Origin of the sequence: Nocardia inohanensis NBRC 100128 (assembly GCF_001612945.1) — a bacterium.
Taxonomy (GTDB): Bacteria; Actinomycetota; Actinomycetes; order Mycobacteriales; family Mycobacteriaceae; genus Nocardia; species Nocardia inohanensis.
Map to the genome: position 1 here is coordinate 321,576 of NZ_BDBK01000008.1, position 13,316 is coordinate 334,891.

The window sequence follows — 13,316 nt, forward strand, 5'->3', positions numbered from 1 at the left end:
ACCCCCACATTCCAGAACAGGAGCAGATACCGATGACCACGAATTCGATAATCCGTTCGCGCGGTGCACGTTTGGCGAAATGGGTGCCCGCGACCGCGGTGGTGGCCGAGACCGCGGTCGGTTCCTATTGGGACCTGGCCCGTATCTCCTATGTCCGCGATGTCTTCGACAAGCTCGGCTATCCGATGTATTTCGCGACCATTCTGGGCGCGGCCAAGGTCGCGGCGCTGGCGGCGATCTTGACTCCGGGCCATCCGCGCACCAAGGAATGGGCTTACGCCGGATTGTTCTTCATCTACGGCGGCGCCGCGGCCTCGCATATCGCCGTCGGTGACGGCCCGGACAAATGGGGCGGCCCCGCGGTGTTCGCCGCTTCCACCTTCGCCGCCCGCGCCGCATTGGCCTGATCCACCCATCAAGAGAGAGAAGGAAACTCATGACCACCACCACGCCGGAACAGACCGGTTCGCGACTGCCCAATCCGGGCCAGCTGGTGCCGGAAATGGGCGAGGTCGGTGCGGCGCTGTTCAAGGCCACCGGCAACAGCTCGGTCCCGCGCAGCACCATCGCCCTGATCCAGCTGCGCGCCGGGCAGATTGTCGGCAGCACCTATCTGGTGCTGCTGCACTCGGGCAATCTGCGTGGCGCGGGGGAGTCCGAGCAGCGCATCGCGGCGGTGGCGACCTGGCAGGACGCCCCGTTCTTCACCGAGGCCGAACGCGCCGCGCTCGCCCTCACCGAAGCCGTGCTGCAACCCTCGCCGCACGGTGAGCGGGTCTCCGACGAGCTGTACGCGCTGGCGCGCGCCCATTACGACGAGAAAGCCCTGGCCACGCTCGCGATGGCGATCGGCCAGGTGAACTTCTTCATCCCGGTGGCGCTGATCGGCAAGCCGATCCCCGGCCGCTCGCCCGCCGAGCAGTGGACTCCCGTAGCGGGACAGTAGGTTTCCGGACCGCGGGAACGGCCCTTCCCGAATCAAGGGAGGGCCGTTCTTTTTACCCTACGAGCGCAGGGCGGCGAACTAGGCTGTTGCGAACAACCTGTAATCGGTCAAGGGCATGAAGCGGTGATGGGATGGACGGGGACGTACCACTGGATCGACCACATACTTCCCGGATTTACGACTACTTTCTCGGCGGCAAGGACAACTACGAGATCGATCGGCAAGCCGCGGAGGAGATCCTGAAGGCGTGGCCGGATATTCGGGTCGCCGCCCGGATCAATCGCCAGTTCATGCACCGCAGCACCCGGTTCCTGGCCGAGGCCGGCATCAAGCAGTTCCTCGATATCGGCACCGGGATCCCCACCGAACCCAACCTGCATCAGATCGCGCAGCAGACCGCGCCGGATGCCCGGGTGGTTTATGTCGATAACGATCCGCTGGTGCTGGCGCATGCGCGGGCACTGATGACGGGCAGCGCACCGGGCGAAATGACCTATATCGAGGGTGATGTCACCGATCCGAACTCCATTCTGCGCGCGCCGGAATTGGCCGAGGTCATCGATTTGAACCAACCGGTCGGCCTGAGCATGATCGCGCTGCTGCATTTCGTCGAAACCGATGTCAACAAGATCCTCTCGACCTTCCTCGACGCCCTCGCCTCCGGCTCGTACCTCGTAATCTGCATAATCACAGGCGATTTCGCGCCCGAGCGGATCTTCGCCGCCCAGGACGTCTACCGTGTCCGGAAGATGCCCGCGCAGATCCGCTACCGGGAGGAAGTCGTCGGCTGGTTCGACGGCCTCGAACTGGTCGAACCGGGCGTCGTGCCGCCGCATCGGTGGCGGCTCGAGGAGGCCGCCGAGATCCCGGCCTCGTTCGATGCCAAGGTCTCCTGCTACTGCGGGGTGGCGCGTAAACCCTGATCGCGCATTCCCGGATGGCCGCGGTGCTAGCGCAATAGAATTCGATTGTCTTTGATCGTGTTCGCACAGCTGTCGAATATCGACCCTCTCGAGAGGGGTGCCGGCCGAATGATCACCAGCAGAATCGCCGCCGCCTTCGCCACCGTCATCACGCTCACCGGGGCCTTGCTCACCGCGGGCGCGGCCACCTCCGACGCCTATGGGCCCTGGTCGTGCGCGGCCGACAATTGGATGGCCCCTACCGCCGAGCTGTTCGGGACCTGGAACACCGCCACCATCACCGACCCGGCCGATGCCCGGATGAACGATCCGCTCACCCAGTTCGAGGTGGAGGTGAACCTCACCGCCGCCATGGAGCTCGGGTTGACGGTGCACTCCCAAGCCATCGACGGGGTGTATTGGTCGCAGGACTCGCAGCAGATCACCTACGAGCCCGCGCGAGTGTTCGACCTGGCCTGCACCGGGCGCGACAATCTCTGCTGGATCGCCGATGACCTGCGGGTGCGCTACAACCAGGAAGCCGTGCTGGGCATCGAATTCCTCTCCGCCGACAACGAGCGGGCGGACGGGTTCCTGGTCGAGGTGCCGGGGGTGGACGTGACCCGACTACACGACGCGCTGCTGGCCGATCCGGCCGCGCGCGAACGACTGGGCGGTGGCGCGGTCACCGAGGACGGCAGTCTGCTGCTGGTCGCCGACCGCGGTGACCTCGACACCGCACGCGCCTTCGTCGAACGGCTCGGCGCGCACTGGGATCCGGGCTCGGTGCGCTACGGCGACCGGCAGCTGGTCACCGGCTACTGCTACCCGGGCGTCTACTTCTGAGTGCGCTCAGGCTCCGGCCGCGGCGCGTTCCAGGGTGGCGATATCGATCTTCTTCATCGGCTCCAGCGCCTTGTTGACGCGGTCGGCGCGCGCCGGGTCCGACGGATCGGCCAGCTCGTAGTAGCGCTTGGGCGTGACCTGCCAGCGCACCCCGTACTTGTCCTTGAGCCAACCGCATGGCATCTCCTCGCCGCCGTCGGCGGTGAGGCTGTTCCAGTAGTGGTCGACCTCGGCCTGATCGTCGCAGTCGATCATCAGCGAGATGGCCTCGTTGAACGCCCAGTCCATCTTGCCGCCGTTGAGCGCGGTGATTTTCTGACCGTTCAGTTCGAAGTCGACCACCATGGTCTGACCGGCCTTGCCACCGAAGGCGTCGCCGTAGGGCACCACCGTATTGATCTTCGAGGTCTTGAAGATGGAGGTGTAGTAGCGGGCCGCCTCCTCGGCTTCGTCATCGAACCACAGACAGATTCCCAGTCCACTCATCGATATCACTCCTGATTCGCATTGGTGTGGGTCGTGCCATGTGTTGAGACCAGCCAGGCGACCGAAATTCATCGGTCCCGCCGGTGTGCGCGGCAGCGGTGCGGTTCGCCCTGGGTGGAGAAACTTTCCGGGTTGCCGAATCGTTGGACGAAAGTGCGCCGGAACTGGCGAGTTCCTCTGCCGCGGACGGCATCTGGACCGGTAGCGTTGACGGTACTGCTGGTCGAGGATGTCCGGCGATACGGGATGTGGTGCGCAGTGTGGGATTTCGAGGTGTCATCGGAATTGTCGATCGGTGAGTCGGTGCTGACCGAATTGCAGGAGCGAGCCGTCGCGGACGGGGTCGCCCTGCGGGTGGGGTTGGTACTGGAGCAGAACGGGGCGGTGCTGCTACTACAGCGCGAGGAGCATCCCTCGGCGCGCAGCCCGCTGAATCTGCCGGGGACCATTGTGCGGGCGGGTGAGCGGCTATCCACTGCGATCGCCCGGGCGCTGTACGAGGAGACCGCGTTGACGGTGGTCGATATTCGGCGGCATCTCGGCAGCTTCGACTATTTGGACAATGCGGGCAAGCATGTGCGCCGCGAGCATTTCGCGGTGGATGCGGCGGCGACCGGACCGATTCGGCTGTCGAACTACTGGGGTTACCGCTGGCTTCCGCTCGACGGTGAGCTGCCGGTGACCTCGTCGATCCGGGCCATTCTCACCGATTACCGTAAGTGACTGCCGGTGCGGGCCCCGGTTCGCGGGGCCCGCACCGCGTTTCGCGCGGCTGCTACGCGTGGCTGTCGCGGCGCACCGCGCCCACGGCCTTGCGTGCCGCCACCAGCACCGGATCCCAGACCGGTGAGAAGGGCGGGGCGTAGCCGAGATCCAGGGCGACCATCTGCTCCACGGTCATGCGGGCGGTCAAGGCGACGGCCGCGATATCGATGCGTTTGCCCGCGCCCTCGCGCCCGGCGATCTGCACGCCGAGCAGGCGGCCGGTGCGGCGTTCAGCGAGCATCTTCACCGTCATGAGGGCGGTGCCGGGGTAGTACCCGGAACGGCTGGTGGATTCGATCATCACAGTGACGTATTGCAGGCCGACCGCTCGAGCGTCCTTCTCCCGCAAGCCGGTTCGCGCGACTTCGAGATCGCAGACCTTGCTGACGGCGGTGCCGACCACGCCGGGGAAGGTCGCGTAGTCGCCGCCGACGCCGGAGCCGATGATCTGGCCGTGCTTGTTGGCGTGGGTGCCGAGCGGAATGTGGCGCAGGGTGCCCGACACCAGATCCAGGACCTCCACGCAATCGCCGCCCGCCCAGATGTTCTCGTAACCGCGCACCCGCATGGCGAGGTCGGTGAGCAGGCCGCCCGCCGGACCGAGCGGGAGGTCGGCGGCGCGGGCCAGGCCGGTGTTCGGGCGGACGCCCAGTCCGAGCACCACCACATCGGCGGGATAGTCGGCGTCCGAGGTGGTGACGGCTTCGACCCGGCCGTCGGAATCGGTACGGATACCGGTCACCTCGGCATCGCCGATGACCTTGATTCCCAAGCCCTCCATGGCCTTCCGCACCACCACGCCCATATCCGGGTCGAGGGTGGACATCGGCTCGGCGCCACGGTTGACCATGGTGACCTCGTAGCCGCGGCTGATCAGCGCCTCGGCCATCTCTACTCCGATATAGCCCGCGCCGACCACGACCGCGCGCCGGCCCGGCGTCGATTCCAGGGTGTCGATGAGGGCCTGGCCGTCGTCGAGGGTCTGCACGCCGTGCACTCCCGGGGCATCGATGCCGGGCAGTGGCGGGCGGATCGGGGTGGCGCCGGTGGCGAGCACCAATTTGTCGTAGCCCAACCAGGATTCGTCGCCGGATTCCAGATCGCGCCAGCGCACCCGCTGCCCGGGCACGTCGAGTTCGAGCACCTCGGTGCGCAAGCGCAGATCGATGCCGCGCGCGCGATGCTCCGCGGGTGTGCGGGCGATCAGATCGTCGCGGTCCTCGACGTCGCCGCCCACCCAGTACGGGATTCCGCAGGCCGAATACGAGGTGTAGTGCCCGCGCTCGAACACCACGATCTCGAGTTCTTGCGCATTCTTCAGCCTCCGGGCCTGCGATGCCGCCGACATTCCGGTCGCATCTCCGCCGATCACCACCAAGCGTTCGCTCATGGGTTCACGTTACGAGACGAGCGGCCGGACGGGCCGGGCCGACACTATTCCCGGCGCGCGTAATCGTCGTCCGGCCGCGGTGTGGGGGTGGTCGCGCTCAAGGGCCGGGCCAGGTCCTCGAGCGAATGTCCTTCCGCGCGAACGCCGAAGAACAACTCGACCAGTCCGGCGAGCATCATGGCCAGCGCGCCGATGGTGAAGGCCAGGGCGATACGGCCCGGGTCGCCGTCGGCGCAGAGTTTGGCGAAGACCAGGGGACCGATGACGCCGCCCGCGATGGTGCCCAGGGCGTAGAAGAAGGCGATGGCCATGGCGCGGATCTCCATCGGAAAGATCTCGCTCACGGTCAGATACGCCGCGCTGGCGCCGCAGGAGGCGACGAACAGCACCGCGCACCAGCAGACGGTCAGGGTGATCGCGGACAGGTGGCCGTCGCGGAACAGCCAGGCGGTGCCGAGCAGCAACAGCGCCGAACCGATGTAGGTGCCCGCGATCATCGGCACCCGCCCGACGGTGTCGAACAGCCTGCCCAGCAAGAGCGGTCCGAAGAAATTGCCCAGGCACAGCAGGGCGAAGTAGTACCCGACGTGATCATCGGGAATGTCGAAGGACTTGGACAGGATGAGCGCGTAGTTGAAGGTGATCGCGTTGTAGAGGAACGCCTGCCCGATGAAGAGCGAGAACCCCAGCACCGCGCGAGTCGGATAGTCGCGGAACACCACCCGGGCGATCTCCCCGAACCCGGTGCGGCGGCGCTGCTGGATTTCGATGCGCTGATCCGAGACGTCCTCCAGTGTCGCGCCGGTCTGCTCCCGCACCTGCGCTTCGATCTCGGCGACGGTGGCCTCGGCCTGCTCGTCCCGGCCGTGGATGAACGCCCAGCGCGGGCTCTCCGGCACATGCCGCCGCACCACCAGAATGATCAGCCCGAAGATCGCGCCGAGCCCGAAGGTCAAGCGCCAGCCCACATTCGGCGCGAACAGATCGGTATTCAAGGCCAGGATCGACAGCAGCGACCCGCCGAGCGCGCCCAGCCAGAAGGTGCCGTTGATGACGATGTCGATGCGCCCGCGCAACCGGCGCGGGATGAGTTCGTCGATGGCGGAGTTGATCGCCGCGTACTCCCCGCCGATCCCGAACCCGGTCAGGAAGCGGAACAGCACGAACCACCACACCGAAAATGACAAAGCGGTCATCGCGGTGGCGGTCAGATACAACGCGAGCGTGATCAGGAACAGCTTCTTACGACCGAACCGGTCGGTGAGCCACCCGAAGAACAACGCCCCGATCCCCGCACCCGCCACATACATCGCCGCCGCCAGCCCCGAAACCTGTGCGGCACTGATGTTCAGACCGCTCCCCGGCTCCGAAAGCCGGCTCGCCACGCTGCCCACCACCGTGACCTCGAGCCCGTCCAGCATCCACACCGACCCGAGCCCCACCACGACCATCCAATGCCAGCGCGACCACGGCAATCGGTCGAGCCGAGCCGGAATATCGGTGGAAATGGTTCGCACCCCGCACCCCTTTCCTCGTCGCCCCGACCGCGCTATACCCGGTCCGCCGCCAGCCAATCCGACGCGCCGAGGCGGGCGATGACGGGATGGCCGGTCGCCGAGCTTTTATCGGCGCAAGTCGGTGCGGCGGTGGCGGGCCAGCTGGATTTCCAGCAGCAGGCGGTCGGCGGGGTCGTCGAGGTCGATGCCGGTGAGATCGGTGACGCGGCGCAGGCGATAGCGCAGGGTGTTGGGGTGGATGCGCAGGGTGGTGGCGGCGCTGCGGACGTCGCCGTGTTCGCGCAGGTAGGCCTCGGCGCTGGCGCAGAAGTTCGCGGCGTGTTCGCGGTCGTAGTCGAACAGGACGGTGAGGCGGGGGTCGTGCAGGTCGGGGCGGGAAGCGACCAGGTCGAGGATTTCGCCGAGCAGGACGGCGGTGCGGGAGTCGGCGAGGGTGGTGACGCGCTGGGGGGTGGTGCCGTTGAGGACGCGGTCCACTTCGTGCCGAGCGGCGGCGACCGCACCGAGGTCGGTGACCGGGAGGGCGATCGCCGCGCGTAACGGCAAGGCGCGCATGACTTCCAGTTGCTCGACGAGCTGGCGGGCCCAGGCGGCGACGGCGGTCGCGGAGTGGTAGGCGGGCAGCAGGACGTAGGCGCGGTCGCCGATCACGGTGGCCAGGGCGTCACGGCGGAAGGCGCTGGCGTGCAGGCGCATGGTGCTGCCGAGCGCGGAATGGTCACGGGCGGTGGCGGAATCGAGGCAGGCGAAGCCGATGACGGCGGCGGGGCCGGTGAGCGGGATGCGCAGGGTGTCGGCGGTGGCCGGGATATCGATCTCGCCGCGGCCCGCACCGAACAGGCGCTGGATGAGCAGCGCCTCCGTCGATGGCGCGGCGAGGCTGCGGGAGATGATGCGGGCGGCGATGGCCGAGGCCCCGCGCAGCACTTCCGCGGCGCCGGGTTTGAACGGCCGCTCGCCCTCCTGGAGCCAGATGGCGCCGAGCATCGTTGTGGGCGTGGGTGTTCCGTCGCTGGGCTGGCGGATGCTGACCACCAGCCGGTGTTTGATGTCGGCGTGCGGTGGCAGGTCGATGACCTCGTCGGTTTGCCGGAGCCGGTCGAACACGCCCCGTTGCCGGAGGACGCGCAGATATTCGCGTGGACCTTCACGGCCCAGGATCGATTGGATCCGCAATCGGTCGGCGGCTTCGTTGGATGCCGAGTAGGCCAGCACATGCGAGCGCGGGTCCTCGATCGACACCATGCCGCCGGCGTGCTGCGCGACGATCCGCGCGAGACCGAACAGGTCGGTGTCGCCGGCGAGTTCGTCGCGCAGCACGCTGCCAGGCTCGTCCGCGGCCACTGTTCCCGCCTCCACTCCGACCGGCTACCGAATAGGCCGAACGTACAACACGAACGGCGGCAGGTTTGGCCGATCGGCTCAATCTCCGGGCGGGGTGCGCGGAGTTGACTCTGCGTACCAACTCGCCGGACCCGGCGATCGCCGGGTCCGGTCACGAATTCGATTGGAGGACCTCATGGATGCCGTCACCAGTCCGCCCCGGCCGGTGAACGAACCGGTCGGCACATTCGCACCGGGGAGCCCCGAACGCGGTCGGCTGCAAGCGAAGCTGAGCGAGTTGGCTGCCGCGCCGCTCGAGGTCAACCATGTCATCGGCGGAAAGCACCGGCGTGGTGCGGGGGCGGTGACCGAGATCGTGCAGCCGCACCGGCATGCGGCGGTGCTGGGCAGTTGTACAGCCGCGACGGCGCAGGACACGCGGGATGCCATCGAAGCGGCGACGAGTGTGGCGCCCGAGTGGCGGGCGATGACGTTCGAGGATCGGGCGGCGGTGTTCTTGCGGGCGGCCGAGCTGCTGGCGGGACCGTGGCGCGAGACCCTGGCTGCGGCAACCATGCTGGGGCAGTCGAAGACCGCGTATCAGGCCGAGATCGACGCACCGTGTGAGCTGGTCGATTTCTGGCGGTTCAATGTGCACTTCGCGCGGGAGATCATCGCGGATCAGCCGATTTCGTCGCCGGGTGTGTGGAATCGGGTGGAGTACCGTCCGCTCGAAGGGTTCGTGTACGCGGTCACGCCGTTCAATTTCACGGCCATCGCGGGGAATCTGCCGACCGCGCCGGCGCTCATGGGCAATACCGTGCTGTGGAAGCCCGCGCCGACCCAGGCGGTGGCGGCGTATTGGACCATGCGGTTGCTGGAGGCGGCGGGGCTGCCGCCCGGGGTGATCAATCTGGTGCACGGGCCGGGGCCGCAGATCTCCGAGGTCGCGCTCGCCGACCGGCGGTTGGCGGGGATTCATTTCACCGGGTCCACCAAGGTTTTCCAGCAGTTGTGGCAGACGGTCGGCGCGAATATCGCCGGGTACGACGGCTATCCACGGCTGGTGGGCGAGACCGGCGGCAAGGATTTCGTGCTCGCGCACAGCTCCGCCGATCCGGAGGTGCTGACCACGGCGTTGATCAGGGGCGCGTTCGACTATCAGGGTCAGAAGTGTTCGGCGGCCTCGCGTGCGTTCGTGCCGAAGTCGGTGTGGGAGAAGATGTCCGGCGACTTCATCGACAAGGTGTCGGCGCTGACCTACGGCGATGTCACCGATTTCGGCAATTTCGGTGGGGCGCTGATCGATCGGCGGGCCTTCGACCGCAATGCCGCGGCCCTGGAGCGCGCCAAGGCGACCGCGAGCCTGACCGTGCTCACCGGCGGCCGCGCCGACGACAGTGTCGGATACTTCGTCGAGCCGACGGTGTTGCTGGGCGACGACCCTGCCGACGAGGCGTTCCGCACCGAGTACTTCGGGCCGATCCTGGCCGTGCACGTCTACGACGACACCGCACCGGGCGGCTTCGACGCGGTACTGGACCTGGTGGATCACGGTGCGCCCTACGGACTCACCGGTTCGGTGATCGCCGACGACCGGGCCGCGGTCACCCGCGCCACCGCACGATTGCGGTTCGCGGCGGGCAATTTCTATATCAACGACAAGCCCAGCGGCGCGGTGGTCGGGCAGCAGCCGTTCGGCGGGGCGCGGGCCTCGGGGACCAATGACAAGGCCGGGTCGGCGCTGAACCTGCTGCGCTGGACCTCGGCGCGGACCATCAAGGAGACGTTCGTGCCGCCACGGCAGCATCTGTACCCGCACCAGGCGATCGAGGGGGAGCGCTGATGTTCGCGACCGTCTTGCGTCCCGGATTGCTGGCCGCCTCGCGTTCGCCGCGGGTGCGGCGCACCGTCACCGGCCTGGCCTCCACGCGGAAACTGGTGGCGCGCTTCGTGGCCGGGGAATCGGAGGCGCATGCGGTGGCGGCCACCCGGGCGCTACGGGATACGGACCGGTTGGTCAGCATCGACTATCTCGGCGAGGACACCACCGATCCGGCGCAGGCCGCCGCCACCGTCGACCACTATCTGCGCCTGCTGGAGCTGCTCACCGCAACCGTGGACACCGGGGAATCCGTTCGCCCCCTGGAGGTTTCACTGAAACTGTCCGCACTCGGCCAGGCCCTGCCGCGCTCCGGGCACGCCATCGCCCTCGAGCACGCGCACAAGATCTGCTCGGCGGCCGATGCGGCGGGTGTGTGGGTGACCGTGGACGCCGAGGACCACACCACCACCGATTCCACCCTGGCGATCGTGCGAGAATTGCGCACCGAGTTCCCCTGGCTGGGCACGGTGTTGCAGGCGTATCTGCACCGCACCGAGGACGACTGCCGCGAATTCTCGGGCCCGGGATCGCGAATCCGGCTGTGCAAGGGCGCCTATCGCGAGCCCGCCGCCGTCGCTTTCCAGTCGAAGGACGAGGTGGACAGCTCGTATCTGCGCTGCCTGGACGTCCTGATGCACGGCCGGGGTTATCCGATGGTCGCCACCCACGACCCCGCCATGCTGGCCGCCGCCCGCGAATCCGCGCGCTCGGCCGCCCGCGAGCCCGGCGATTTCGAATTCCAGATGCTCTACGGCATCCGCGCCGACGAGCAGCTCCGCCTGGCCGCCGACGGGCATCAGGTCCGCGTCTATGTCCCCTACGGCGACGAGTGGTACGGCTATTTCATGCGCCGCTTGGCCGAACGCCCCGCCAATCTCGCCTTCTTCCTGCGCGCCCTGCGCCCCGGCGCGCACCGCTGACCAGCGGCCGGGCGTGTCGCCTGCGGGGCGAGACGCCCGGCCGGTTGTCCTATCGGCCAACCGTTTTGAACTTTATTTAACCAATCGGCCGATCCCAGCCTGTGTCATGGTCGGATTAGCTGAGCCTGCTCGAGTGTGACCTGCGTTACCCGCATCGGCGCGGGGCGCAGCGGAAGGAAAGGATCCCGCATGTCCCTTGCGGAGTTGCGCGGCCAGATCTTGCGCCGCAAACCGATTACGGACCTCGATGACGACACCCCCGCCGATGAGCGGCTGTCCAGACACCTGGGCCTGTGGCAGCTGACGGCCATCGGGGTCGGTGGCATCATCGGCGCGGGCATCTTCTCCCTCGCCGGATCGGTGGCGAACAAGACCGCCGGGCCGGCGGTGCTCATCTCGTTCCTGATCGCCGGCGTCGCCAGTGCGTGCGCGGCCCTGTGCTACGCCGAGTTCGCGGGCATGGTGCCCAAGGCCGGGTCGGCCTACACCTACGGCTATGTGTCGCTGGGGGAGCTGGCCGGGTGGTTCATCGGCTGGGATCTGCTGCTCGAGTACGTGGCGGTGGCGGCGGTGGTCGCCATCGGCGTCTCCGGGTACTTCAACTTCCTGCTCGATCAGATCGGAATCACCCTGCCGGACTGGATGCTCGGCGCGTCCGGGACCGGTGACGGGCATGTGGTGGATGTGTTCGCCATGCTGTTCTGCCTGGGCACCGCGTGGGTGCTCTCACGCGGGATCCGCAGCGTGGGCCGGTTCGAAACGGTGTTCGTGCTGATCAAGGTGGCGCTGGTGCTGCTGATCATCGGGCTGGGCGTGTTCCAGATCGACAGCGCGAACTACAGCCCGTACTTCCCCTACGGCACCGGCGCGGTGTGGACGGGTGCGGCGACGGTGTTCTTCGCGGTGTTCGGCTACGACGCCATGAGCACCGCGGCCGAGGAATCGACCGAGGCGAAAAAGCAACTGCCCAAGGCGATTCTGTATTCGCTGGCCATCGCGATGGTGTTGTACGTGGCGGCGACGCTGGTGCTGACCGGTATGCAGAAGTACACCGAGATCAGCCCGACCAGCGGGTTCTCCACGGCGTTCAAATCGGTCGGGATGCCGGGGATCGCGAATGTGATCGCGGTCGGGGCGATCGTCGGCATCATCACCGTGGTGCTGACGTTCATGCTGGGCGTGACCCGCGTCTGGTACGCCATGAGCCGCGACGGGCTGCTGCCGGAATGGTTCGCCAAGACCCATCCGACACGCAAGGTGCCGACCCGTGTGACCTGGATCGTCGGTTTCGGCTCGGCGATCCTGGCCGGGGTACTGCCGATCAATACCGTTGCCGAACTGACCAATATCGGCATCCTGATGGCGTTCATCGTGGTGAGCGTGTCGGTGATCGTGCTGCGCTACACCCGCCCCGACGAGCCGCGCGAATTCCGGTTGCCGCTGATGCCGGTGGTGCCGATCATCGGCATCGGCTTCTCGGTGTACCTGATCTGGTCGCTACCGTGGGAGACCTGGGTCCGCTTCGCCGGCTGGCTGGTCATCGGCCTGGTCATCTACTTCGGCTACTCCCGCATGCACTCGCGGCTGGAACGCGGTGGTCCGGTGGCCCTCGAGCAGAGCTGAGCGTTCGGTCCGTTCCCGGTCGGCGCCCATCCCCACCAGGATGTCGACCGTGGCCGGGCCGAGAACCGTTGTCACGCTGCGGCCTTCGGCGCCCAGGTTGCCGGCCAGCTCCAGCAGGACGGTGCCGTGCAGCAGCGCCCAGAGCCGGGCGGCGACCTGGCGGGGCGGGTCGGGGCGCAGGTGGCCGCCGGTGATCATGCGTTCGGCGGCGGTGACCGCGGGTTCGAAGGTTTCGGCGCCGATGGCGTCGGGGGGCATGGATTCGGTGAAATCGCAGACGAATTGGGGGCCGCCGACGGCCGGAGCGGTGAGACCGAACATCAGGCGGTAGCGCTGCGGGTTGGCCAGGGCGTAGGCGCGGTAGGCGGCGCCGAGGGCAAAGAAGTCCGCGACGGGGTCATCGGTGGCGGGGACGGCGGTCAGCGCGGCGCCGAAGCGGGCGAACGCCTCGGTGATCACCGCGACCAGCAGGTCGTTCATGCTGCCGAAGTGCGTATAGACCGCCATCGTCGAGACGCCGGCCGCCGCCGCTACCCGCCGGGTCTGCAACGCTTCGGCCCCGTCGGTCTCGAGCAGCCCGATCGCGGCCTCGACCAATTCGGTGCGCAGGGCGGGGTTGCCGCGCCGATTCGGTTGGCGGGAGCGGGAACTCGTCATTGAATCACCTCCATAACAGCGTTATTCTAAGACACATAACGCTGTTATTCATTTGG

The 13,316-nt window shown here is 67.4% G+C and carries 12 protein-coding genes and 1 pseudogene; 8 read left to right on the forward strand and 5 right to left on the reverse strand.

What is annotated here, in order from left to right; genetic code table 11:
• Window positions 1–32 precede the first annotated feature (32 nt).
• The 4 genes from NI1_RS17310 (at window position 33) to NI1_RS17325 (ending at window position 2,694) form a co-directional block, all read left to right on the forward strand.
• Entirely contained in the window at window positions 33–407 is a 375-nt protein-coding gene (locus NI1_RS17310; protein ID WP_067821383.1) for a DoxX family protein, read from the forward strand.
• Between the two features lie 29 nt (window positions 408–436).
• Window positions 437–946, forward strand: a complete 510-nt coding sequence (locus tag NI1_RS17315; RefSeq protein WP_067821386.1) for a carboxymuconolactone decarboxylase family protein — start codon at window positions 437–439, stop codon at window positions 944–946.
• Window positions 947–1,077: 131 nt separating this feature from the next.
• Window positions 1,078–1,869, forward strand: coding sequence for an SAM-dependent methyltransferase (locus NI1_RS17320; RefSeq protein ID WP_067821389.1), 792 nt, complete (start codon window positions 1,078–1,080; stop codon window positions 1,867–1,869).
• Between the two features lie 108 nt (window positions 1,870–1,977).
• Complete coding sequence (locus NI1_RS17325; protein ID WP_084523349.1) at window positions 1,978–2,694, forward strand: hypothetical protein; 717 nt, start codon at window positions 1,978–1,980, stop codon at window positions 2,692–2,694.
• Between the two features lie 6 nt (window positions 2,695–2,700).
• On the opposite strand, the gene NI1_RS17330 is transcribed toward NI1_RS17325, so the two are convergent.
• Complete coding sequence (locus NI1_RS17330) at window positions 2,701–3,180, reverse strand: VOC family protein (RefSeq protein WP_067821392.1); 480 nt, start codon at window positions 3,178–3,180, stop codon at window positions 2,701–2,703.
• Between the two features lie 273 nt (window positions 3,181–3,453).
• On the opposite strand from NI1_RS17330, the gene NI1_RS17335 reads away from it, so the two are divergent.
• Window positions 3,454–3,903, forward strand: coding sequence for an NUDIX hydrolase (locus NI1_RS17335; RefSeq protein WP_169815588.1), 450 nt, complete (start codon window positions 3,454–3,456; stop codon window positions 3,901–3,903).
• A gap of 52 nt (window positions 3,904–3,955) precedes the next feature.
• On the opposite strand, the gene NI1_RS17340 is transcribed toward NI1_RS17335, so the two are convergent.
• From NI1_RS17340 to NI1_RS17350, 3 genes are all read right to left on the reverse strand, one after another.
• Window positions 3,956–5,335, reverse strand: a complete 1,380-nt coding sequence (locus NI1_RS17340; protein ID WP_067821394.1) for an FAD-dependent oxidoreductase — start codon at window positions 5,333–5,335, stop codon at window positions 3,956–3,958.
• A gap of 44 nt (window positions 5,336–5,379) precedes the next feature.
• Window positions 5,380–6,852: an MFS transporter gene (locus NI1_RS17345; RefSeq protein WP_245663268.1), complete on the reverse strand. Its 1,473-nt coding sequence runs from the start codon at window positions 6,850–6,852 to the stop codon at window positions 5,380–5,382.
• Window positions 6,853–6,957: 105 nt separating this feature from the next.
• A complete protein-coding gene (locus NI1_RS17350; protein WP_369690141.1) occupies window positions 6,958–8,196 on the reverse strand; it encodes a PucR family transcriptional regulator in 1,239 nt (412 codons plus the stop codon).
• A 175-nt stretch (window positions 8,197–8,371) separates the two neighbouring features.
• On the opposite strand from NI1_RS17350, the gene pruA reads away from it, so the two are divergent.
• The 3 genes from pruA (at window position 8,372) to NI1_RS17365 (ending at window position 12,603) form a co-directional block, all read left to right on the forward strand.
• Window positions 8,372–10,021, forward strand: coding sequence for an L-glutamate gamma-semialdehyde dehydrogenase (gene pruA / locus NI1_RS17355; protein WP_067821396.1), 1,650 nt, complete (start codon window positions 8,372–8,374; stop codon window positions 10,019–10,021).
• Entirely contained in the window at window positions 10,018–10,980 is a 963-nt protein-coding gene (locus NI1_RS17360; protein ID WP_174564510.1) for a proline dehydrogenase family protein, read from the forward strand. The genes pruA and NI1_RS17360 overlap by 4 nt, the downstream gene beginning before the upstream one ends.
• 189 nt (window positions 10,981–11,169) lie before the next feature.
• Complete coding sequence (locus tag NI1_RS17365; RefSeq protein ID WP_067821402.1) at window positions 11,170–12,603, forward strand: amino acid permease; 1,434 nt, start codon at window positions 11,170–11,172, stop codon at window positions 12,601–12,603.
• A 93-nt stretch (window positions 12,604–12,696) separates the two neighbouring features.
• On the opposite strand, the pseudogene NI1_RS37210 reads toward NI1_RS17365, so the two are convergent.
• A pseudogene (locus tag NI1_RS37210) lies at window positions 12,697–13,260 on the reverse strand (TetR/AcrR family transcriptional regulator); the annotation flags it as partial.
• Window positions 13,261–13,316: the final 56 nt, after the last annotated feature.